General features: G+C 66.7%; 19 protein-coding genes. 5 read left to right on the top strand and 14 right to left on the bottom strand.

Features of this window, described 5'->3' with window-relative positions; genetic code table 11:
• Position 1: 1 nt before the first annotated feature.
• The 8 genes from ACZ1I2_RS06045 to ACZ1I2_RS06080 all read right to left on the bottom strand — a co-directional run bounded on the left by ACZ1I2_RS06045 (position 2) and on the right by ACZ1I2_RS06080 (position 6,922).
• A complete protein-coding gene (locus ACZ1I2_RS06045; RefSeq protein WP_465174774.1) occupies positions 2–757 on the bottom strand; it encodes a SagB/ThcOx family dehydrogenase in 756 nt (251 codons plus the stop codon).
• The gene (locus tag ACZ1I2_RS06050; protein WP_465174773.1) at positions 757–2,055 is read right to left on the bottom strand and encodes a YcaO-like family protein; all 1,299 of its coding nucleotides are present in this window, start codon (positions 2,053–2,055) and stop codon (positions 757–759) included. Before ACZ1I2_RS06050 ends, ACZ1I2_RS06045 begins: the two co-directional genes overlap by 1 nt.
• Positions 2,052–3,161, bottom strand: coding sequence for a TOMM precursor leader peptide-binding protein (locus ACZ1I2_RS06055; protein WP_465174772.1), 1,110 nt, complete (start codon positions 3,159–3,161; stop codon positions 2,052–2,054). The genes ACZ1I2_RS06050 and ACZ1I2_RS06055 overlap by 4 nt, the downstream gene beginning before the upstream one ends.
• Complete coding sequence (locus ACZ1I2_RS06060) at positions 3,139–4,932, bottom strand: RiPP maturation radical SAM C-methyltransferase (RefSeq protein ID WP_465181600.1); 1,794 nt, start codon at positions 4,930–4,932, stop codon at positions 3,139–3,141. Before ACZ1I2_RS06060 ends, ACZ1I2_RS06055 begins: the two co-directional genes overlap by 23 nt.
• 139 nt (positions 4,933–5,071) lie before the next feature.
• Positions 5,072–5,485: a hypothetical protein gene (locus tag ACZ1I2_RS06065; protein ID WP_465174770.1), complete on the bottom strand. Its 414-nt coding sequence runs from the start codon at positions 5,483–5,485 to the stop codon at positions 5,072–5,074.
• A gap of 191 nt (positions 5,486–5,676) precedes the next feature.
• A complete protein-coding gene (locus ACZ1I2_RS06070) occupies positions 5,677–6,147 on the bottom strand; it encodes an SRPBCC domain-containing protein (protein ID WP_465174769.1) in 471 nt (156 codons plus the stop codon).
• On the bottom strand, positions 6,144–6,413 hold the full coding sequence (locus ACZ1I2_RS06075; RefSeq protein WP_465181601.1) for an ArsR/SmtB family transcription factor: 270 nt from the start codon (positions 6,411–6,413) through the stop codon (positions 6,144–6,146). Before ACZ1I2_RS06075 ends, ACZ1I2_RS06070 begins: the two co-directional genes overlap by 4 nt.
• Before the next feature lie 59 nt (positions 6,414–6,472).
• Positions 6,473–6,922, bottom strand: coding sequence for a VOC family protein (locus ACZ1I2_RS06080; RefSeq protein ID WP_465174768.1), 450 nt, complete (start codon positions 6,920–6,922; stop codon positions 6,473–6,475).
• A gap of 105 nt (positions 6,923–7,027) precedes the next feature.
• Between ACZ1I2_RS06080 and ACZ1I2_RS06085 the strand changes: the two genes are divergently transcribed.
• Positions 7,028–7,660 (top strand): hypothetical protein, encoded by a 633-nt coding sequence (locus ACZ1I2_RS06085; protein WP_465174767.1) that lies wholly within the window; start codon positions 7,028–7,030, stop codon positions 7,658–7,660.
• 46 nt (positions 7,661–7,706) lie between these two features.
• Here the strand turns inward: ACZ1I2_RS06085 and ACZ1I2_RS06090 are convergent, their stop codons facing one another.
• From ACZ1I2_RS06090 to ACZ1I2_RS06100, 3 genes are all read right to left on the bottom strand, one after another.
• Entirely contained in the window at positions 7,707–9,191 is a 1,485-nt protein-coding gene (locus ACZ1I2_RS06090; RefSeq protein ID WP_465174766.1) for an efflux transporter outer membrane subunit, read from the bottom strand.
• Positions 9,192–9,316: 125 nt separating this feature from the next.
• Entirely contained in the window at positions 9,317–12,499 is a 3,183-nt protein-coding gene (locus tag ACZ1I2_RS06095) for an efflux RND transporter permease subunit (protein ID WP_465174765.1), read from the bottom strand.
• A gap of 4 nt (positions 12,500–12,503) precedes the next feature.
• The gene (locus tag ACZ1I2_RS06100) at positions 12,504–13,709 is read right to left on the bottom strand and encodes an efflux RND transporter periplasmic adaptor subunit (RefSeq protein ID WP_465174764.1); all 1,206 of its coding nucleotides are present in this window, start codon (positions 13,707–13,709) and stop codon (positions 12,504–12,506) included.
• A gap of 399 nt (positions 13,710–14,108) precedes the next feature.
• Between ACZ1I2_RS06100 and ACZ1I2_RS06105 the strand changes: the two genes are divergently transcribed.
• The gene (locus ACZ1I2_RS06105; RefSeq protein ID WP_465174763.1) at positions 14,109–16,034 is read left to right on the top strand and encodes a hybrid sensor histidine kinase/response regulator; all 1,926 of its coding nucleotides are present in this window, start codon (positions 14,109–14,111) and stop codon (positions 16,032–16,034) included.
• Between the two features lie 26 nt (positions 16,035–16,060).
• On the opposite strand, the gene ACZ1I2_RS06110 is transcribed toward ACZ1I2_RS06105, so the two are convergent.
• Positions 16,061–16,291 carry a hypothetical protein gene (locus ACZ1I2_RS06110; protein ID WP_465170568.1) on the bottom strand — a complete coding sequence of 77 codons (231 nt, stop codon included), beginning with the start codon at positions 16,289–16,291 and terminating at the stop codon, positions 16,061–16,063.
• A 245-nt stretch (positions 16,292–16,536) separates the two neighbouring features.
• On the opposite strand from ACZ1I2_RS06110, the gene ACZ1I2_RS06115 reads away from it, so the two are divergent.
• The 3 genes from ACZ1I2_RS06115 (at position 16,537) to ACZ1I2_RS06125 (ending at position 21,643) form a co-directional block, all read left to right on the top strand.
• Positions 16,537–17,325, top strand: a complete 789-nt coding sequence (locus ACZ1I2_RS06115) for an alpha/beta hydrolase (protein ID WP_465174762.1) — start codon at positions 16,537–16,539, stop codon at positions 17,323–17,325.
• A gap of 105 nt (positions 17,326–17,430) precedes the next feature.
• On the top strand, positions 17,431–18,915 hold the full coding sequence (locus tag ACZ1I2_RS06120; RefSeq protein ID WP_465174761.1) for an ATPase domain-containing protein: 1,485 nt from the start codon (positions 17,431–17,433) through the stop codon (positions 18,913–18,915).
• A gap of 7 nt (positions 18,916–18,922) precedes the next feature.
• Positions 18,923–21,643: a PAS domain S-box protein gene (locus ACZ1I2_RS06125; RefSeq protein WP_465174760.1), complete on the top strand. Its 2,721-nt coding sequence runs from the start codon at positions 18,923–18,925 to the stop codon at positions 21,641–21,643.
• A 28-nt stretch (positions 21,644–21,671) separates the two neighbouring features.
• Here ACZ1I2_RS06125 and ACZ1I2_RS06130 read toward each other — a convergent pair whose 3' ends face one another.
• Both ACZ1I2_RS06130 and ACZ1I2_RS06135 read right to left on the bottom strand, forming a co-directional pair.
• The gene (locus ACZ1I2_RS06130) at positions 21,672–22,022 is read right to left on the bottom strand and encodes a hypothetical protein (protein WP_465174759.1); all 351 of its coding nucleotides are present in this window, start codon (positions 22,020–22,022) and stop codon (positions 21,672–21,674) included.
• A gap of 73 nt (positions 22,023–22,095) precedes the next feature.
• The gene (locus ACZ1I2_RS06135; RefSeq protein ID WP_465174758.1) at positions 22,096–23,319 is read right to left on the bottom strand and encodes a hypothetical protein; all 1,224 of its coding nucleotides are present in this window, start codon (positions 23,317–23,319) and stop codon (positions 22,096–22,098) included.
• Position 23,320 lies beyond the last annotated feature (1 nt).

Below are 23,320 nucleotides of genomic sequence, written 5' to 3' on the forward strand. Positions count from 1 at the left end.
GTCAGGGCGCCTTCGCGGAGCCGGCCGCCACGGCATAGACCACGCCTTCGCGGCCGGGATCGAGCCCGATCAACCGGTTGAGCGCGCCGTCGCGAAGGCCGCCCATGCAGAGCGTCGCCAGCCCCAGTTCGACCGCGGCGAGGCAGAGATTCTGCGCGACATGGCCGGCCTCGAGCAGAATGTAGCGATAGCCCCGCGGCCCATATTTCTTCTGCGATCGCGGGAACACCGCGCCGATACAGACCACGATATTGGCGTCGATAATGAACGGCCAAGTGTAGAAGATTGTCGCCGCCTCAGCCTGCCAGTCGCCGGCACGCACCAGTTCGAGCGCAGGCCCGCGCGCATCGAAATGATAGATGCCATCGGCCAGTCCCTCCACCTCGCGGAGCAGCAGATACAGCTCGAGCGGATAGAGCCCGCCGGCCGAAGGCACCCCGCGCCGGAGAAAGGCATGGCCGCCCTCAAGTGCGGCCCGGTCGACGATGCCATAGGCCGCGTGCAGCAGGTCGGAGAGTATCTGCCCGCTCATCGCCCGGGGCTCGAACGCGCGCACCGAATAGCGCGCCGCCGCCAGCGCCACGACGCTACCCGGGACAGGCGGCGGCAACGGGATACGCGCCGCCTCCAGATGGTCCTTGAATTCCTGCGCGAAGGGGGCTCCGCGATAGGCCTGTTCGTTCAGCCAGGGCTCGGAATTGAGGTGGAACAGCCGGGAAAGCTGCATGGGATCGTCGACCGGCAGCATCGCAGCCATCAGGCCAGGGGATGGGGGCAGGGGTTGAGCGTCGCCTCGGTGCGCGCCGCGTCGCGCAGGCCCCAGGCGACCGGCGCGTCGAACAGTCGCGTGCCGCCCAGCCGGGCCTCGCCATGGCCGAAATGGATCGGCTGGAAACCCGTGGCGATGCAACGGACGACGCGGATGCCGGTCGCGACGATGTCGGCCCCGGTGATGTCGACATAGGCGACCCGAGCGCCCGCCCGGACCAGCCCGTCGACGACCAGATCGAGCGCCGCCGCGGGATCGGCGGTCTCTGGCCGGGGGAGATCGTCCAGCGCCACGCTGTCGCCCAGGTCGAGAAAGTCGAACTCGCCCAGGTTGCGGCGGAGCGCATGGAAGGCGGGATGATCGTCCAGCCCGCGCACATCCTCATAGCTTCTGAGCCGCTCGGCATGGTCGGACTGCCCGGAGCGCGCCGCTTCGCTCGGACGCGCCTGGCAGGCCTCGAACACGGCCTTGTCCAGCGCCGCGACCGGATCGACATCGCACCCCATGCCGATCACCCGCGCCGGCCCGTTGCCGGCCAGGTCGTCGAGCACCGCCAGCATCACATACGGCACCTGGTCGGTCGCCAGCCGGTAGAGCCGCAATTCCACCCCATGCAGCCGGTAATGCCGCGCGATCGAGGCCGCGTGGCACCCGTTCTGCGGTATCGCGATCCGCGTTGCCGGCAGCTGGTTCATCCAGCCGATCAGCAGCGCATCCCGCTCGATCACCTCGTAAAAACCGCTCAGGATCGCCCGGGTCAGATCGGCCCCTGCGGCAAGCCCGTTGGAGGTCGTCGCGGTGACATGGTCGGCCGCGAGCGGCATCGGCGTGACGAGATAGACCAGCCCCGCCGGCAGCGCGACCGGCGTGCCCGCAGGCAATTCCATGCCCCTGATCCAGGAGATCGGCACTTCGGGCGACCAGCGGGCATAGCGCGCGCCCGTCTCATATTGCGTATCCGAATAGAGCACGCAGTCAGCCGGCGTGATCGCATCCGGCTCGGCCGGGCCGGTCCACACGCGCGCCGCGTCCCAATGATAGGCGCTGTAGCGCTCCACTGCCTCGCCGATCGCCGAGAGCTTCGCCTGGGTCTCGGTCGCGCCCTTGCCGCCGCTCAGCCTTTCCGCGGCCGGCGCGGCGCGGAAATCGAAATGCGACAGCATCGCGGTGAACAGATGCGGCGGCACCGGCTCCTCCGCCCCGCGCTGCTGATGCACCACCTCGGTGATGATGCCGGTCCGGCGGCTGACCAGCAGCTCCATCGTCCTTTCCGCACCGGGGTTCATGCCGCCGCGCCCGTATCGCAGACCGGGCAGCCGGGCTTTTTCAGCACGACATGCTTCTCCTGCCGCAAGGTGAGCAGGCTGGTCACGATCAGCCGGCCGTTGAGCGCGGGCTCGGCGATGCCGGTCAGGATATTGACGGCCTCGGCCACCAGCATCCCGGCCAGGATATCGGCGCCCCAGGCCAGATTCTCGCGCCGGGCGCCAAGATCGCGGCGCAGCCGGTCGAGCCGGCGTTCCAGCGCGAAACGCGTCTGCGGATCGGCCGCCGTCGCCACTTCCCGCATCCGGTAGCACATATAGCAGGGGCCGTCGGGCGATGCGTCGAACCCCGGCCCGGCAACGACTTCGCTGCCTTCGAGCGATCCCGTCAGCCAGGCAACCCCGGCACCGCGGCACGCCCGGTTGAGCTTCAGCGCGAGGTTGAGTTCGCCGGACTCGAGGCAGGAGATGACGAGATCGCAGCCCGCGACCAGCGCGGCGATCGCCTCGCTGTCTTCGGGGCGGTCGCCCGCCCATGCGATCATCGGGTCATGCATCGTAGCGGCCAGGCGCTCCGCCACCAGCTCGGCACGGTTGCGGCCATTGTCGTCCTCAGCGAACAGCCCCGAAAAATAGGGTGACGTCGCGTCCGCCATAGCGGGATCGATACACAGGATTTGCCCCACGCCGGCGGTGGCAAGCAGTCGCGCGACGCTCGCGCCGGCACCGCCCATGCCGAATATCGCGACCTTTGCCCCGGTCAGCCGCGCCTGCGCGCCGCGCCCCTCGGGCGCCGTCTCGTCGAGATAGCCGAGCTGAGTCGCCAGCCGCGCCGGCGGCTCCTCGGCCGCCGCCGCGCCGTCGATCAACAGGCCCTGTCCCGCCAGCATCTCGATCGCTGCCTCCAGCTCGTCACGCGGAAAGGCGGACGCGGCGGAATCGCAGATCTCGTCCACGCTGCGGGTGCCGTCGAGCAGGGGGAAGACGATGCGCTCGAACTCGCGAAAGGATCGCCCCTTCATGGTCAGCAACCGGCGCCACGACACGAAGCGGAGCTGCTCAGCGCCCGATGGGTCGGGTGGCTCGGTCCAGGTCAGGAAGCAGCTAGGCAGCAGCGGTTTCTGCAACCCGGACCTCCCGCATGTCGGCCGCCGGGCGGTCCCGGAATACGGCAAGGCTCAGCACCCGGTCGCCATCGCGCGCGACCAGCCGCCGCGCGTCGAAGTCGGCGACGATCGCCTCGATCCCCGCTTCGTCGACGCCCAGGTCCCGCGCGACATGCGCCACGGTCGCGGCCCGATCGCACCGCGCATAGACAAGCGCGGCAAGCCCGGCAAAGTCGTGGCGCGCCGCCACGGCCGCTGACCGGCTGTCGAAGATGGTCAGGCGATCACCGGCGAAATGCGCGTCGAGCCGCGGCGGCTCGGCGGCGGCGCGACCGTCGATCCATCGCCGCGTCTCGCGCTGCACCGGCGCCAGATAGGTCTGCGGATCGCGCCGGTCCGGGTAATCGAAATCGAAGAAATAGGCGAGTTTCGACAGGTCGCGCCGGCCGAGCGGGAAGACGTAGAAATAGGCCTGGGCCGGGCGCAAATTGGTGAAGCCGAACCGATCGGGCTCGCCGTGAAACGGGCTGAACCGGTCGAGCCGCACCATGCCGCAGGAACAGGGCGGATCGAGATGCGTGAGCCGCGGGATCAGCGCGGCCATCCGCTCATATTCGGCCGGGTCCTCGCCCGGGAAGCCGCCCAGGATATTCCACGACACCTCGATGCCGACCTCGCGGCACCAGCGCATCAGCTGGATGTTCTGGAATCCGGTGCAGCCCTTGCTCATCAGGGTCAGCACCGCGTCGGAGAAGCTTTCGATCCCCGGCTGGATCTGATTCACCCCGCCCGCACGCAGCTTGACCAGCTGCTCGAGCCGCAGATTGGCCTTCACTTCGTAGAACAGCTTCAACTCGTGCGGCGATGCCGCCAGGCGCGCGAACAGCGTGTCGATATAGCGCAGGTCGAGGATGTTATCGACGCAGCCGATATTCTCCGACTCATAATGGGTGAGCAGATAATCGATCTCCTCGAACACCCGGTCGGGCTTCTTGGACCGGAACACCATGGTGTCGCCGTTCAACCCGCAAAAGGTGCAATGATGCTTGGCGCCCCACCAGCAGCCGCGCGAGGATTCGAAGACGAGATGCCCCTTGAACAGCCCGGCTAGCGCGGAGGTGGAGAGATTGCCGAAATAGTCCTCGAAGTCGGGATAGGGCAGGGCGTCGAGATTGGTGACCGCGGGCGACCGCGCCGGCAAATTCACCTGGCCCTGCTGCAACACGCCGCCGATCGGCTGCGGATCGGCACCGCCCAGCAGGCGATCGAGCAAGGCGGGAAAGCTCAGATCGGCCTCGCCCGAACAGACATAGTCGATCCACGGGAAGCTGCTGATCAGCTGCAGCCCCATATCGCCTTCGCAATTCGCCCCGCCGAAGACGATCACCGGCGGCGCGGGCAGCGCCTTCAGCCGGCGCGCCACCGCCAGGCAGGCACAGGTCTGGTGAAATACCGTCGAGAAGCCGACGATCCGCGGTTCGCGCGCCATGATCGTGGCGACGCACGCGTCGAGGAACCCGGCGACCTGCGTGCGCACGCGCATCAGCGCCGCGATGAAGGCGGGGTCGCCGCCCGCCATCGGGCCGAAGATATCGTCGAAATAATCGGCCGGCGCGGGGATGTCGTCGCCGAACAGGTCGTCCGCGAACACCCATTCGCCGAGCAGCATGTTGGGCGGGAATTCGGAGGCGACGCGCTGATAGTCGCCAATGCCCATCAACCCCGCAAGATCGAGGTTGAAATAGATCGCCTCGGCTGAATGGCCCGCGCGGCGGACCTCGGGTATCAGCAAGCTGACTCCCATTGAGGGCCGCCCCACATCGGCGAACGGCATGATGGGAAAGACGACATCCACGCGCCGTACTCCCGCTAACCGCTCACCGTTTGTTCAGACCCTGCCCCGCGACTGCCGTCTGGAGCAGACACCGGGCTCAACCGCCCAGCGTGCCGAAGCCGCCGCCGCTGATCGGCCCGCCCGGCAGGCCGCCGCCGCATTCGTTGATGCACTGTTCGATCGTGCACGCGCGAATGGTGCATTGCTGGACGACGGTACAGGCCCGGATGGTGCATTGCTGAACCACGGTGCACGCGCGGATGGTGCATTGCTGGACCACGCAGGGATGGACGATGCATTGCTGCACGACGCAGCTCGTCACGCACGGTTGCGGTTGCGGCGCCGGCGTGAGCGCGGTCGCGTCGCCCGTAGACGTCACGCCGCCATGAATCAGGGATGCGACCTTGTGATAGGCGCGCATCTCTTCCTCCGAGACGTGCAGGCCGCTCAACTTGTCTTCAAGCGCCGCAAGGCGCATCTCGAGAGTCTTCTCGTCACTTGTTTCAGCCATGGCTGCCTCCATCAGTGTTCAGTAGACACGACAACGCATCAGCGCCAAGTTATTTGGCGCGAGTCGTTTTTGCTGGATTGCGGCTATAGTATCAGTTTCAGGAACATCTTCAACAAAAAGCGCAGAAAACCGATTGGAAACTATAGCAAGATTCCAACCTATCTTGTCGTTTCTGTCCAATTGCTGGCTGGCTAGCCTTCGGCGTCAGCCTTGAGTGCGGCGAGCAGCTCCTGCCACCACTGGCCATGACGCTGCAGGAAGGTCATGCCGACCATCCCATGCCGCGCCGCATGCGGCGCCGGGACGCTGTCCCAGCCGAGGTGCTCGACGGTGACGCGCGTCTCCCCGCCGATCGCCTCGAACCGCACATCGATCCGGGTCGACTGATCCTTGGTGAAGCTCGCCTGGCGCCAGGTCAGGCCGAGCCGAACGCCCGGCTCCCAGGTCGTCACCCGCCCGATTTCGAATATGGCGCCGTCCGCCTGGGTCTCGGTGAAGCGCCCGCCCTCCATCGGCTCGATCGTCAGGGTGCCGGGGCCCGCGCGGGTGAAGCTGAACAGCTGGTTGGGCCGCCACCAGAGATGGATCTCGTGCGTGAACGCCTCGAACACGCGGTCCGGCGCGGCCGCGATGCGCAGCGCGACCAGGACGCGCGAGCTCATGGCCGCGCCTCGACATGCGCCTTGAGCGCCGCGAGCTGATCCGCCCAGAGCTGTTCGGTCTCGTCCACCCAGGATTTGAGTCCCGCCATCGATCCCGCCTTCAGCGCATAGATGCGCACGCGCGCATCATAGTCCGGATGTACTTCCTCGATCAGCCCACCCGCCTTCAGGGTGCGCAAATGCCGGCTGAGCGCGGCGGGGCTGACCCCGACACTCTCGGCCAGTTCCCCGGCACGGTACGGCCGGTCGCGCAGCAGCTCGACCACGCGCCGCCTTGTCGGGTCGGCGAGCGCGGCGAGCGTCCGGTCGATCGCGGGGGCCGCGCTCAGGAGAACATCTCGATCTTGAGGCCGGTCGCCTTCTCCGACTCCTCGACCGAGAAGGGCCGCTTGTTCTGCGCGAAGGTCCAGACATGCCCTTCGGGGTCGCGTGCGCGATAGGTGCGGTCGCCATAGAATTGGTCGGTCGGCGCCTCCACAATCTCCGCGCCGGCCTCCACCGCGTGCGCGCAATGCGCGTCGATGTCGCTGTCCAGCTTCACATGCAGGCCCTGGCTGTTCTTGCCGCCGATGCTCGCCGGACTGGCGGTATAGTCGGCCCATTCATTGCCGATCATGAGATAGCCATTGCCGAAGCTCAGCTGGGCATGGACCATCTTGTTGTCGGGATCGGTGATGAGCATGGCCGGCTCGAAGCCGAAGGCCTTTTCGAGCCAGGTGAAGGCGGCCAGCGGATCGCGATAGAAGATGGCGGAGGCAAGCGAGGCTTGAGTCATGAGGTCATCCTTCACGAGTCGATCAATATTTAACGTTATAGGCAAATATATTCACGCACGTCAAATTCGCGCGCGCCGCCTATGATCATGCCAGGGAGATGTCTCATGCGGATCATGCTCGCCACACTGGCGATGGCCATCGCGGTACCGGCCCCGGCGCAGGACCGCGCGGCCTTGGTCGGTATTTATGACGGCCATCAGATCGAGATGGGCGCCCAGCTCAGCCTGACCGCCGATGGCCGCTTCGAATACGGCCTGGTCTATGGCGCGCTGGATGAGGCGGGGCAGGGAAGCTGGGTGGTGAGGGACGGCCGCGTGCTGCTGACCAGCGATCCGGTCACGCCCCCGCGCTTCGTCTTCACCGGGCAGAAACCCGCGCCCGCCGGCACGCTGCGCGTGTCGCTCGAGACGCCTAAAGGCGTGTCGCCGCACTATTTCGATGCGGTCGTCACCTCGGCCAAAGGCACCACCAAAGGCGGGCAGTTCACCGAGGAGGGCCTGTCGCTGCCACTCGACGCCGGCGATCCGCCGGCCAGCGTACGGCTGTTGCTGCCGATGTTCGATCTGGCGGGCGATATGGTGCCGATCGATCCGACCCAAGGCTATTGGCTGAGCTTCCGCTTCGAGCCGAACGACATCGGCAAGGCCGATTTCCGCGAAACCGCACTGACGATCGACAAGGGCGACCTGGTGTTCGACCGCTTCGGTCGCACGATCCGGTTCAGGAAAGTGGAGTAACTATCTTCCCAACCACTCGCAGACGAAATCGCCGATGCCGCCCGCCCTAAGGCGTCGTCGGATCGCGCCGCACGGGCGCGGGCGCGTCCTGCCAGCCGCCGCCCAGCGCCTTGAACAGGCTGATCTGCGCATCCGCCACCGCTGCGTCGGATTGCGCCAGCGCGGCGCGCGCATCGGCGCGGTCGCGCTCGGCCTCGATCAGCAGCAGGAAGCTGTCGGCGCCGTAGTCGAATCGCAGGCGCGAAAGCCGCGCCGCCTCGGTGCTTGCCTGGGCGGCGCGGGCTAGCGCCGCATTCCGATCCAGCGCGCCGGCATAGCGTGCCAGTGCCTGTTCGACTTCCTTCAGCGCGGTCAGCACCGTTCCGTCGAAGCGGGCGAGCGATGCGTCGGCGCCCGCCTCGGCCTGGCGGACACGCGCGCGTGTCGCCGTCATGTTGGGGAAGCTCCACGAGATCAGCGGCCCAAGCGACCAGGAGAAACCGGCCGGCTTGAAGATGTCGCCCGGCTTCTGCGCGCCGAACCCGACCGCGCCAAGCAGACGGATCGAGGGATAGAGATCGGCCGTCGCCACGCCGACGCGCGCCGTGTCGGCCGCCAAGGTGCGTTCGGCCGCGCGAACGTCGGGGCGACGGGCGAGCAGCGCCGCGCCGTCACCGACCGGCACCGTCACGGTCACGCGGGGCGGGGCGGTGCATTTGTCGGCATCGGCATCGATCGCTTCAGGCGTGTGGCCGGTCAGCGCCGCCAGTGCGTAGAGCGCGGCGCGGCGTTCGGCCTCGAAGGTCGGGATCTGCGCCTGGGTGCCGGCGAGCAGCACATCGGCGCGCTGCACGTCGCGGCGAGTGCCGCGCCCGGCCTCGAACAACGTATTGGTCAGGTCGAGCGTCTGCTGCTGCAGCTTGACCGTCTCGAGCGCGACCGAGCGTTGCGCCGCATTCGAACAGGCCTGGGCATAGGCGCGCGTCGTCTCCGCCGCGACCGAGACCCGGGCTGCGTCGAGTTGCGCGGCGGCGGCATCGGTGTCGCCCCGTGCCGCCTCGATCGCGCGGGTCACGCCGCCGAACAGGTCGATCTCATAGGAGGCGTCGAAGCCAAGCGAGTAGAAGTCGGTCTCGAACGCCTTGCCGGTCGGGCTCTGCGTCGCGGGCGTGCGGCTTCGCGTCGCCTGGGCACTGAGATCGGTGCTCGGCAACCGCGCGCCGCGCTGCTCGGACAGCACCGCCCGCGCGCGCGCGAGATTCGCCGCGGCGGTGCGGATATCGGTATTGTGCGCCAGCGCGTCGGTGACGAGTCGGTCGACCACCGGATCATTATAGAGCTGCCACCAGTGATCGGGCAGCGGCGTCGCGGCGACGCTGTTGCTGCGGGTGGTCTCGGCGAATCCGGCGGCCGAACTGCTTGGCGTGGCGGGGTGCTTATAGTCAGGGCCGACGGTGCAAGCCGAAAGGGCGAGGACGGCAGCCAACACCCCCACTACCTTCCCCGGCGAAGAGTATCGGGTCGGATCGTCCCCCGGACGATCCTTGAACATGCGGGGCATGTTCAACCCGATGCTGGGCCCAGTTGGGCGAACCTCAGTGATGGATCGAAAAGCCTTCCCAACTGGACCCCGGCCTCCGCCGGGGAGGAAGGAGGAGGTGAGGGCGTGAAAACGCATCATGCCGGCTCTCCCGCAGGCTCGGCATGCGGCGGCTCGGCCTTTTTGTGCGGGATCTTGCTCGACACCCAGTCACCCAGCTTGCGGCTGATGACATAGAAGCTCGGTGTGAACAGCAGGCCGAAGGTGGTCACGCCAATCATCCCGAAGAACACCGCAACGCCCAGCGCCTGGCGCATCTCGGCGCCCGGGCCGGAGCCGATCACCAGCGGCAGCACGCCAAGGATGAATGCGATCGAAGTCATCACGATCGGGCGCAGGCGCTGCTCGGCGGCATGTTCGGCGGCTTCATGCATCTCCATGCCCGCTTCCTCGTTCTGGCGGGCGAATTCGACGATCAGGATCGCGTTCTTCGCCGCCAGGCCGATCAGCACGACCAGGCCGATCTGGGTGAGGATGTTGTTGTCCCCGCCCATCAGGTTCACGCCAAGGATCGCGGCGAGCAGGCACATCGGCACGATCAGGATGACGGCGAGCGGCAGCACCAGGCTTTCGTAATTCGCCGCGAGCAGCAGGAACACGAACAGCACGGCCAGCCCGAACACCAGGCCGGCGGTATTGCCCGCCTGTTGCTGCTGGAACGCCAGCTCGGTCCATTCGAAGCGCATGCCCTTGGGCAGGGTCTCCTCCGCCAGCTTCGCCATGGTCTTCAGCGACTGGCCCGAGGAGAAGCCGCGCACGGTATCGCCCTGGAATTCGGCCGAAGGGTAGAGGTTGTAGCGCACCACACGGTACGGGCCGCTGTCGTTCTTCAGGGTCATTACCGCATCGAGCGGCACCATCTGCCCGCTGGCGGAGCGGGTGCGCAGATGCCCGACATCCGATACCTGGTCGCGGTACGGCGCATCGGCCTGGGCGGTCACCCGATAGGTACGGCCGAGGAAGTTGAAGTCGTTGATATAGGTCGAACCGAGATAGGTGCCGAGCGTCGAAAAGACATTCTCCACCGGCACGCCCAGCTGCTCGGCCCGCTCGCGATCCACATCGGCGAACAGGCGCGGCGTGCGCGTGTTGAAGGTGGTGAAGGCGCTGGTGATGCCCGGCGTCTGGTTCGCCTTCATCATCATCGCAAACGCGGCGCCTTCCAGCGCCTTGTAACCCATGTTGCTGCGGTCCTCGATCAGCATCTTCCAGCCGCCGCCGGTGCCGATTCCGCGCACGGGTGGCGGCGGCACGACCAGGATATTGCCGCCGTTGATACCGCTGAACGCGCCGCGCAGCTCGTTGGCGATCACATCGGCATTCGCGCGGTCGGCATGCGGCTTCAGCGGGATGAACATCGCGCCCGCATTGGGCGCGGTCGAGAAGGTCGCGCCGTCGAGGCCGGCAAAGGCGACGGTGGCCTCGCTCGCCTTGTTGGCCAGCGCGATCTTGCCCGCCTGAGTCATGATCTCGGTCGTCCGTTGCAACGAAGCGCCCGGCGGCAGCTGGATGACGGCGATCAGATAACCCTGGTCCTGCGCCGGGATGAACCCGGTCGGCGTCGCGGTGAAGCGCCACCCGGCCAGTCCGATCAGGCAGACATAAACGATACCGACCAGCGCGAGCGCCCGCACCGCACGCGCTGTGAACTTGCCGAAGCGCGTGCCGACGCGTTCGAAGCCGTGATTGAAGCCGCGCGCGAACCGGCTCGGCAGGCCGAGCACACCCGGGCGCGGTTCGCCCTCATGCTTCGGCTTCAGGATGATCGCAGCCAGCGCCGGCGACAGGGTCAGCGACACAAAGGCGGAAATCACCGCGGCCGACACGATGGTCAGTGCGAACTGCTGGTAGAACTGTCCGGAAATGCCGGGAATGAAGCTGGTCGGGATGAACACGCCGCACAGCACCAGCGCGATCGCGATCAGCGCGCCGGACACTTCGTCCATCGTCTCATGCGCTGCTTCGCGGGGCGTCAGCCCCTTTTCGTGCATCAGGCGCTCGATATTCTCCACGACCACGATCGCGTCGTCGACGACGATACCGACGGCGAGCACCATGCCGAACAGCGACAGATTGTTGAGGCTGAAGCCGAACACGGCAAGCATCGCCAGCGATCCGACCAGCGACACCGGCACCGCGATCAGCGGGATGATCGTCGCGCGCCAGCTCTGCAGGAACAGCAGCACGACGAGCGCGACCAGGATGATCGCCTCGATCAGCGTGTGATACACTGCCTCGATCGACGCCTGGATATATTCGGTCGGGTTATAGGGAATGCTGTACGCCATCCCCTGCGGGAAGCTCTTCGCTGCCTCGGCGATGTCGGCGCGCACGGCCGCCGCCGTGGTCAGCGCGTTCGATCCTGGCAGCTGAGTGATGGCGATGCCGATCATCGGCTTGCCCGAGAGGAAGGCGTTGATGCCGTAATCCTGCGCGCCGATCTGCACCCGTGCGACGTCGCGCAGGCGGGTCAGCCGCCCCTGGTCGTCGCGCTTGACGATGATCTCGCCGAACTGTTCCGGGGTGGTGAGCCGCCCGGTCGCCTGGATGCCGAGCTGGAAGGCGGTACCGCCCTGGTTGAACGGCGGCGCACCGACCGATCCGACCGCGACCTGCGCGTTCTGCGCCCGGATCGCGGCGACGATCTCGTCGACGGTCAGGTTGCGCGACGCGGCGCGATCAGGGTCGATCCAGACGCGCATATTGTAATCGCGCCCGCCGAACGCCCGCACGCCGCCGACGCCGGGGATGCGCGCCATGCGGTCGATGATCTGCGTCGTCGCATAGTTGGAGACATATTGCTGCGGCAGCGAGCCGTTGGGCGAGGTCAGCGCGATCACCATCAGGATGTCGGGCGAATTCTTCAGCACGGTCACGCCGACCTGGCGGACCTCGGCCGGCAGGCGCGGCTCGGCGGTGGAGACGCGGTTCTGCACCAGCACCTGCGCCTGGTCGACATTGACGCCCTGCTTGAACGTCACCGTGATCTGCAGCGATCCGTCGCCGGTGGCGGACGAGGACATGTAGAGCATGTTCTCGACGCCGTTGATCGATTCCTCGAGCGGCGCGGCCACGGTTTCGGCCAGGGTCTCGGCGGTCGCGCCGGGATAATTGGCGGTGACCACCACGGTCGGCGGCGCGATCTCAGGATATTGCGCGACGGGCAGGCCGGGATAGGCGACCAGCCCGAACACGACGATCAGGATCGACATGACGGCCGCGAAGATCGGCCGCTCGATGAAGAAATGGGGGAATTTCACGGGATCAGTTCGCCGTGGCTTCGGACGGCGGCGGTGCCGTGTCCGGTTGCGATGTCGGGCCCGTGTCAGCCGCCTGCGGCTTCATCACGACCTTCTTTGCCTTTACCGCGGCGCCGGGCTGCAGGGTGGTGATGCCCTCGATCACCACCTCGTCGGTCGGCGCCAGGCCAGTCTTGATGACGCGCAGGCCCTCGACCTGCGGCCCGGTCTCGACCGGTCGCGGCGATGCCTTGCCGTCCTTGCCGACGACATAAACGAGCTTGCGGGTCTGGTCGGTGATGATCGCCTCGTCAGGGACGAGCATGGCCTTGTAGGTGCCCGAACCGAGCAGGCGCGCGCGGCCGAACATGCCGGGCGTCAGGAAGCCGTCGGGATTGGCGATCACGGCATGCGCGCGGATCGTGCCCGAATTGGTGTCGATCGCATTGTCGACAAACTCCATCCGCCCGCGCCAGCGAAAGCCGCTCTCGTCGGCGAGCTGGACCTGGACCGGGTTCGGCGTGTTGCGGGACGAGCCACGCTCGCCCGTGCGGGCCTGGCGGATATATTTGAGGTAGAAGCTCTCGGCCCCCTCGAAGGAGAACCAGATCGGATCGGTCGAAACGACGCGGGTCAGCACCGTCGTGCCCTCGGTCGCGAAATTGCCCTTGGATACGCGCCGGTCGGATACCAGGCCGGTGATCGGCGACCGGACGGTGGTGAAGCCGAGGTTCAGCCGCGCATTGCTGACATTGGCCTGCCCTGCCGCGAGATCGGCCGCGGCGCTGCGCACATTGGCCTGCTTGGTCTCATATTCTTCCTTGCTGATCGCCTGGGCGGCAAGCAGCTTGTCGGCGCGGGCCAGTTCCGACCGGGCGTTGATCAGCGCGGCGTTCGCCTTGGCCGACTGCGCCTGGGCCTGGGCGAGCGCGGCGGCATAGGGACGCGGGTCGATCGTGAAGAGCGGCTGGCCGGAGCGGACGCGCTGCCCGTTGACGAACAGTACCCGGTCGATCGTGCCCGACACGCGGGGGCGAAGCTCGACATCCTGGATTGCCTCGAACCGGCCGACATATTCGTCCCAGTCGACCACGTCGCGCTGCAGCGGCACGGCAACGGTGACCTGGGGCGGCGGCGGCGCGGGCGGCTTGCCGCTGCCCGAACAGGCAGACAAGGCGAGCGCCGCAGCGGAAATGAAGGAGGCCGAAGGCCAGCGGAAAACAGTCGGCATCGGTTGGCTCATCCCCTTGTCGGCCAGCTTCTTCTTTTTCCGAGCATCCCCGCAATGATCCTGGGTCTCGCGCCCGGCACATAGTCGTGGTGCAAGTGCGAACGTTGCGAGCGGTTTGCAAGGCCGATCCAGCCGATCTCGGCCCCATATTAGCGCTAACATATTGCGGAGGAAGTGTAACTTTCTTTCCGCTTCTTTTCCCAACAATTCTCGTCGACCGGAAAATCGCGACCAGTGTCCATCGGGCGGCTCGCTCGGCCATATCGCGCGCTTCAGCAGGACGATGCAACAGGTGGCCCTTGGCAACCGCCGGCAACTGTGTTGCGGGATGCCGCAGGAACAATCCTGCCGGCGGCTGGTTCTCCTTTTCTTGGGCATCGGCCGGAGGGGGCTGGAACGATGGTAAGCGGGGAGGGCGAGGCGCAGCCGACGAGCAGGTTCGAGCTGCTCGTACAGAGCGTTACCGACTACGCGATCTACATGCTCGACCCGAGCGGGGTCGTGACCAGCTGGAATGCCGGCGCGCAACGCTTCAAGGGCTATACCGAGGACGAAATCCTCGGCCATCATTTCTCGCGCTTCTATACCGAGGAGGACCGTGCCGCCGGCTTGCCGGCGCGCGCGCTCGCAACCGCCCTGAACGAGGGACGGTTCGAAGCGGAGGGGTGGCGCATACGCAAGGACGGGACGCGTTTCTGGGCCAATGTGGTGATCGATCCGATCCGCGATACGGACGGCACCTTTATCGGCTTCGCCAAGGTGACGCGTGACCTGAGCGAGCGGCGGAAGGCCGAGGAGGCGCTGCGGCACAGCGAGGAGCGATTCCGCCTGCTCGTCCAGAGCGTGACCGATTATGCGATCTACATGCTCGATCCGAGTGGCCTGGTAACCAGCTGGAATGCCGGCGCGCAACGCTTCAAGGGCTATACCGAGGAGGAAATCCTCGGCCATCATTTCTCGCGTTTCTATACCGAGGAGGACCGCGCCGCAGGGCTGCCCGAAACCGCGCTCGACACCGCGGCGCGCGAGGGCAGGTTCGAGGCGGCCGGCTGGCGCGTGCGCAAGGACGGCACGCACTTCTGGGCGTCGGTCGTGATCGATCCGGTGCGCGACCCGAAGGGCCGGCTGGTGGGCTTCGCCAAGATCACGCGTGACCTGACCGAGCGCCGCGAAGCGCAGCAGGCGCTGGACCTGGCGCAGGAGGCATTCTTCCAGTCGCAGAAGATGGATGCGATCGGCAAGCTGACCGGCGGCGTCGCGCATGATTTCAACAATCTGCTCGCCGTGATCATCGGCAGCCTCGATCTGGCCCGGCGCCGCATCCCCGAGGGAGCGGATATCGGCCGCTTTCTCGACAATGCGATGAGTGCGGCGGAACGGGGGGCGACCCTCACGCAGCGCATGCTCTCCTTCGCGCGCCGGCAGGAGCTGAAGCTCGAAACGGTCGATGTCGGGAATCTGGTGCGCGGCATGGCCGAGCTGCTCCAGCGGACGATCGGTGCGGGAATCAGCATCGACACCGAATTCCCGCTCCGCCTGGCGCCCGCCCGTGCCGATCCGTCCCAGCTCGAGCTGGCGGTGATGAACCTGGTGGTGAACGCGCGCGACGCCATGCCAGACGGCGGCAGAGTGACGATCGAGGGCAAGCAAAAGCGGATCGGGCGCGGTGCGGGGCTGCAACCCGGCGATTATGTCCGCTTGTCGGTGGTCGATCGCGGCCAGGGCATGGACAAGGTGACGCTCGCGCATGCGATGGAGCCGTTCTTCACCACCAAAGGTGTCGGCAAGGGCACCGGCCTGGGCCTGTCGATGGTGCATGGTTTCGCCGAACAATGCGGCGGCCGGCTGATCCTGAAGAGCCGCCCGGGCAAGGGGACCAAGGCGGAACTGTGGCTGCCGCTCGCGACGGCGGCGGTGGACGCCGATCAGCGCGACCAGGCGGCGGCGCCTCATATGGCGATGGAGCCGCTGGTGGTGCTGGCGGTGGATGACGATGCGCTCGTCCTGACCAACACGGCGGCGATGCTCGAGGAAATGGGTCATCGGGTGCTGCGCGCCGCGTCGGCGCGGGAAGCGCTGGCGATTGTCGAGCAGCAGGCGATCGACCTGGTCGTGACCGATTACGCCATGCCGGAAATGACGGGCGCGGACCTCGTGGCCGCGCTCCCGGCCTCGATGCCGGTTCTGATCGTCTCGGGCTATGCGGAAATTCCCGCTGGCGGAGAGGCTATCGGCGCCAGGCTGACCAAGCCGTTCCGTGAGGAACAGCTTGCCGACGCGATTCGGGACCTGATGCTCCAACGCGAGGCGACGGTCGAACAATGACCGGCGAGGACACGCGCCGGCTTTCGTTATTTGGCGGCGGCGACCTTGTTCGCGACTCTGCTGCCCGATGCAGCCGGACCATGGGCCGCCGTGCGGGTCAGCTCGGTTTGCACCTCGTCGGCCCGGATCCGGTCCAGCAGGAACCACACTGCGGCGGACAGCAGGAAAAGCAGCGCGAAGGTGATCAACACCGGCACTGCCTCGCTATCCTGTGCCGCGACCGCCTGTTTGGGCTGGTCGTCGGTCTGATCGGTCATACCGTTCCCCAATATCTGGCGGTGCAACGATGCTGCATTCCGCCGGTTCCCTCCGGGAATCGAGCCTATGCGGTCCGCAGGGGTTGAATCCCTGTCACACCGCGATCGCCGATGCCCCTTAATAGGGTCATGACCAATATAGAAAAGCCAAAGGCGTCGGAATGGTATCGCCGGGAGACGAAAATGCGCCAAACCCGTCCCTCGCGGGACTTGAAACTTCCGGCGCGAAGAATCGTTCGACCCTGATGACCGCAACCGAATGCGACTGCCTCGTCGACCGCAAGTCCCTTCCCGATACCGCCGTACATGCCATTCGTGAATGCTGGTTCCTCGCCCGGAGCCTGGTTCCCGCCGGCAAGACGCTGCGGCGCCGCCTCGCCAACCGGGGTGGGCCGCGCATCCTGCTGCTGCCTGGTCTGTTCGCGACCGACGCGGCAATGCGGCCGATGCGCATGGCGCTGCGCTATGCCGGGTACCGCGCCTATCGCTGGGGCCTGGGGCGCAACATGGGCGCCTCGGCCGATCTGTTCGAACGCCTGGACGCGCGGCTCGACCAGTTGCAGCGTCGCGACGATCGTCCCGTGATCCTGCTCGGCTGGAGCTTTGGCGGGCTCATCGCGCGCGAATATGCCAAGGTGGCGCCGCACCGCGTGCGCGCCGTCATCACCCTTGGCAGCCCCTTTTCCGGCGATCTCAGCACGACGATGCTCGCGCGGGTCTATGAATGGATCGCCGGCCACCGCGTCAGCGCGCCGCCGATCCAATGTACCCTGTCGGAAAAGCCGCCGGTCCCCACCGCCGCGATCTGGTCGCGCTGCGACGGCGTCATCCCCGTCTTCGCCGCGCGCGGTGCCGCCGGGGAGGCCGATCACCGGATCGAGGCCGGGTGCGCGCATCTGGCCTATCCGTCCGACGACGGGGCGCTGGTGGCGGTGCTCGACGCGATCGCGCGCTGCTGTCCGGACGAGGCGATCGTGCCGGCCGCTCCCCGGCCCGTATTCGCCGGCATGGACATCCCGGGGCTTCCGGCCTGATATATCGACATGCCTCGATGTTAAGGCGCCGCGCACCGGCTGCGTCTAGACCGCGACATTATCTCGCTTGCGTGCTGGTCCGGCGCGGCGAACAATGGAGCCGACATGACTCTTGAAAAAAAGGCGGCGACCGGCGTTGCCGGACTGGATGACATCACCGCGGGCGGCCTTACCCGGGGCCGCCTCTATTTGCTCGAAGGCAGTCCCGGCACGGGCAAGACCACGATTGCCTGTCAGTTCCTGATGGCCGGCGCCGCGGCCGGGGAGCGCTGTCTGTACATAACCCTTTCCGAAACCGAGGAGGAATTGCGGGACAGCGCCGCCTCCCATGGCTGGGTGTTGGAAGACAGGATCGAGGTGTTCGAGCTGGTACCGCCCGAAAGCCTGCTCGACGAGGATCAGCAGCAGAGCCTGCTCTATTCCTCGGATCTCGAGCTCGGTGAGACCACCAAGCGCATCTTCGAGGCGTTCGAACGGGTGAAGCCCGACCGGGTCGTGCTCGACAGCCTGTCGGAGATCCGGCTGCTCGCGCAGAGCTCGCTGCGGTATCGCCGCCAGATCCTCGCGCTGAAGCATTATTTCTCGCGTCACGGTACGACCATCCTGATGCTCGACGACCTGACGACCGAAATGCTCGACAAGACCGTGCACAGCGTCGCGCACGGCGTCATCCGGCTCGAGGAATTGTCGCCCAATTACGGCGCGGAGCGCCGCCGCCTGCGCGTGGTGAAATATCGGGGCCAGCGTTTCCGCGGCGGCTATCATGATTTCGTGATCGATACCGGCGGCGTGCGGGCCTTTCCGCGGCTCGTATCGGCCGAGCACAAGAATAGTTTCAGCCGCGATCTGGTGGCGACCAGACAGGCGGCGCTGAACGCGCTGCTGGGCGGCGGCTTCGAACGCGGATCTAGCACCCTCATCATCGGCCCCGCCGGTACCGGCAAATCGTTGCTCACCCTGACTTTCGTCGCGGACGCGGTCGCGCGGGGCGAGCATGCGGCGATGTTCATCTTCGACGAGGAAATGGGCCTGCTCACCTCCCGCGCCCGGGCCCTGGGAATCGATCTCGACGCGATGGTCGAAAGCGGGTCGCTGACGCTGGAACAGGTCGATGCGGCCGAACTGACCCCGGGCGAATTCTCCCAGCGCGTGCGCAACTGCGTCGAGACGCACAAGGCGCGTACCGTCGTGATCGACAGCGTCAACGGATACCAGGCGGCGATGCCGGAGGAGCAGGCGCTGATCCTGCACATGCACGAGCTGCTGCAATATCTGAACCGCCAGGGCGCGACCACCTTCCTGACCGTGGCGCAGCACGGCCTGGTCGGCGACATGAGGGCGCCGGTCGACGTGACCTATCTGGCGGATACCGTCATTCTGCTGCGTTATTTCGAAGCCGCCGGGCGCGTGCGCCGCGCGATTTCGATCGTGAAGAAACGCACCGGCGCGCATGAGGACACGATCCGCGAATTCCGGATCGGCAGCGAGGGCATCACGCTCGGCAAGCCATTGACGGAGTTTCAGGGCGTGTTGCGCGGCGTACCGTCGCTGATCGGTTCCACGCCACACGACGGGTTCGCCGACGAATGAGACCTGTGTGACCGGCATATCGGCCCAGCGCGCGATCGTTCTCGCCCCGCATGGACGGGACGCGACGATCGCTGCGACCATGCTACGCGAGGCCGGGATGGAGGCGGTCACTGCGGCAGATCTTCCGGGCCTGGTGGCGGAACTGCAGGTGGGCGCCGGTTTCGCGCTCGTCACCGAAGAGGCATTGCGCGGGGCGGATCTCCATCCGCTCGACGCTTTCCTGCGGATGCAGGAAGAGTGGTCGGATTTTCCCTTCATCCTGCTCACGCAGCGGGGCGGCGGGCTGGAGCGAAATCCGGCGGCGGTGCGGCTGCTCGAAACATTGGGCAACGTCACGTTCCTGGAACGGCCATTCCATCCCACCACGCTGATCAGCCTGGCCAAATCGGCGGTCCGCGCGCGGCTGCGCCAATATGAGGCGCGGGCGCGGCTGGCGGAGATCAATGCCCGTGAAGCGCAGTTCCGCACTTTCGCCGAAGCCATGGCCAACCATGTCTGGACGTCGCCGCCCAGTGGCGGGCTTGACTGGTTCAATCAGCGAACGCTCGATTATACCGGTCTCGCCCCGGCCGACCTGATCGGCGCTGGCTGGACACGCACGGTCCATCACGACGATCTGCCCGATGCCGCCGCCCTATGGGCCTCCTCCATCGCCGCCGGCACCGACTACGAGACCGAGTTCAGGATCCGCCGTGCCGATGGCGAATATCGCTGGCACCTCGTCCGCGCGCTGCCGATCCGCGCGGAGGACGGCACGATCCTGCGCTGGATTGGCACCAACACCGACATTCACGAACAGAAACTGTCCGAGGTTGAAAGCCAGCGCGACCGCGACCGGCTGTGGATGCTGTCGCAGGACCTCATGCTGGTATGCGATTTCCATGGCGTCATCACCGCGGTGAATCCGTCCGCTACCCGGCTGCTCGGCTGGAGCCAGGACGAGATGGTCGGCCGGAGCATCGTCGCTTTCCTCCATGCCGACGACGTCGCCACCACGGCGAAGCAGATCGAGACGCTGTCGGCCGGCGCTCCCACGCTGGCCTTCGAGAATCGCTATGCCCGGAAGACGGGCGGCTATCGCCTGCTGGACTGGACCGCTGTGCCCGATGCCGGGCGGATCCACGCAGTCGGCCGCGACATCACCGAGGAACGCAGTCTCGCGCGAGACCGGGAGCGGATCTGGAACCTCTCGCCAGTGATCAAGCTGGTCGTGTCTACCTCCGGCGAAGTCCATGCGGTGAATCCGTCCTGGACCAAGGTGCTCGGCTGGACCGAGAAAGAGACGATCGGCCGCATGGTGACGGATTTCGTCGCGCCCGAGGATCTGCCGAAGAGCAGGGGGGCGCTGGAGGAATTCTCCGCTGGCGTGCCGATGCTCGAGGTCGAGCGAATCTATATGCACAAGGATGGTGGCCGACACCGCATCGCCTGGATCACGGTGGCCGATGGCGGCACGCTCTACAGCTTCGGCCGGGACGTAACCGCGGAACGCGAAGCGGCCGACGCGCTGGCCGAAACCGAGGCGGCGCTCCGCCAGTCGCAGAAGATGGAAGCCGTCGGCCAGCTCACCGGCGGTATCGCGCACGACTTCAACAACCTGCTGCAGGGTATCACCGGCAGCCTGGAGATCGTCCAGCGCCGGCTCGATGCCGGGCGACTCGACGGGGTCGATCGTTTCATCGGCGGCGCCACCAATGCGGCGAACCGCGCCGCGGCGCTGACCCACCGGCTACTCGCCTTTTCGCGTCGCCAGCCGCTCGATCCGCGCCCGGTCGCCGCCAACCCGCTGATCGAATCGATGGAGGATCTGATGCGCCGCACGCTCGGCGAGCAGATCGATCTCGATTTCATCCTGGCGGACGATCTGTGGCCGATCCTGTGCGATCACAACCAGCTCGAGAACGCGATCCTCAATCTCGTCATCAACGCGCGTGACGCGATGCCCGATGGCGGCCGGTTGACGATCGAGACCTCCAACGCCGATTTCGACGAGGCGTTCGCCGAGCGTCATGGCGAGCTGAACGCCGGCGAATATGTCTGCATTCGGGTGACCGACACCGGCAGCGGCATGGACGCCGATACTATCGCGCGTGCCTTTGAGCCGTTTTTCACGACCAAGCCGCTCGGCCAGGGCACCGGGCTTGGCCTGTCGATGATCTATGGTTTCGCCCGCCAGTCCGAAGGCCATGCCTCGATCGAGAGCGAACCCGGTGCCGGCACCACTTTCAGCATCTGCCTGCCGCGCTACGAGGGCGCCGTCACGGTCGACGAGCCGGTAGCCCGTTCCGCCCCGGCTGAACCGACGGGCGCCGCCGAAACGGTGCTGGTGGTGGAGGACGAACCGGTGGTGCGCGGCCTGATCGTCGAGGTCCTGACCGAGCTCGGCTATCAGGCGATCGAGGCCGGCGATGGCCCCGAGGGACTCGAAAAGCTCCGCTCGCGCGACCGCATCGATCTGCTGATCACCGATATCGGCCTGCCTGGCCTCAACGGCCGCCAGATCGCCGATGCCGGGCGGGAGCTTCGGCCGGGCCTCAAGGTTCTGTACATGACGGGCTACGCGGAAAATGCGGCGCTTGCGCCCGGCTTTCACCAGCCGGGCACCGCGATCATCACCAAGCCCTTCGCGATCGAAGCGCTCGCGGCCCGGGTACGATCGATCATCGAGGCACCGGCCGGCGCAGACGTGGACGCCGCGCTCGATCCGGTACCCTCAGCGGCCGGATAAGGCTCGAATGGACGAAGCCCGTCCGGGGTCAGGCTTTGGCGCGCTTCGTCGTCGCGCCCGCGCGCGGCTTGGTGGTGCGGGCGGGCTGGCGTCGCGCTGGGCGGGCAGGGGGCGTCTCCACTTTCCGGCGGCCATAGAGCAGCGCGCCGGCGATCGCCGCGACGCCAAGCCCGATCGCGGCCCCGATCGCGATGGTATTGGTCGACAGCGCGTCGGACAGTGAAAAACGCTCTCCGAAAATATACTGCGCCTTATCGTCATCCTCCCGGTGCTCGCTGCCCATGGTGAAGAAGGCGGGCTCCTGCGTCTCGTCATGGGGCTCGGGGTGCAGCGGATAGGGCGGCACGGCTGCGTCGGGAAGCGGGCGTTGGTGCGTCATGACAAGGCCTTCTTGCGTCAGTGAATGCCCATCAACGCGTCGCGCCCGCTCCGGTTTCCCCCGGTCGCGCGGGTCACTTCGGCTGGTCGATCCACACCGTCCAGTATCTTCCCAGCGCCGCGCGCGGCCCCTTGATGGCGGCGAACGCCTGTTTGGCCGCGTCGCCCTGGCCGCTCAGCGCCAATGCCGCGCCCAGCCTGGTGTTAACGACATCGGCATCGACCCCACCCTTGGCCAGCGCGACCTTGTACAGCTCGATCGCGGGGGCATAATCGGCGTAGCCGAAATAGGCGTCGGCCATGGCCAGCGCGATCGTCCCGGTGCCGTTCGGTCCCTTGGCCTGCGCGGCGCCGGCGGGCAGGCTCGCCCGGTCGCTCGCGATCTTGGTCTTGACCACATCGTTGAACTCGCGCGCGGTCATGTTGGTCGCCATCACGATATCGCCGCTCGCCACGCCCTCCGCCAGCACCGCCGACGCCTCGCCGGGCAGCTTCTGATAGGTGTTCTCGACATAGGACAGATAATCGCCCTGTCCCTTCATTGCCTTTGCCGCGCGCAGCAGGCGCATCAGGTCTATGACATATTGGGTGTCGATGTCGTTGGTGTCGCGATAGCCGATCAGCGCATCGCGCCAATGCGTCGCGCTGGGATAGGCGACGACCCGCGCCCGGCCGGCCCGCTCGACGGCCGATCCGTGTTTCGCCTGATAGGCGATGCCGAACGCGCGGGAATACCATTCGTCGGGCACGGGCACGCCGCCGGGTTTCGCTTCGACCGCCCGCTCCAGCACCGTGACGGCCTCGTCCGGCTTCTTCTGCGCGATCTTCGTTTCCATCAGCAGCGCATAGACATTCGCGTCGCTGGCGCCTGCGGCGATGGCGGCGGTCAGATATTTGTCCGCCTTGGCCATGTCCTGGTTGTTATAGGCGATCTGGCCGGCCGCGAGGTTGAATGGCACGACATTGGCGGCTGGCAGGAATCCGCTCGCCAGCACTGCCTCGATCCCCTGCGCCTGGACGGCGACGTCGTTCTGCGCCTTGCCGAGATCGAGCCGCAGCGATCCGATCATGAAGCGGTCGTCATTGCTCTGGGCAAGGCCGTCGGCCTGGGCGAGCTTGGCGGACGCGGTGGCGAAATCGCCCTTCTTGATCGCTGCCTGGGCGTCCGCCAGCACCGGTCGCGCTTCCTTGGAGAGCTTGGGCGCCGCGGGCGCGGGCGCCTTCTGCGCGACGGCAGCGGCCGGCGCGGCGCCGATCATGGCAAGGCAAAGAACGGATCGTAGCGCGACCTGCTTCATA

It is taken from the genome of Sphingomonas sp. BL-S-29 (assembly GCF_055521495.1).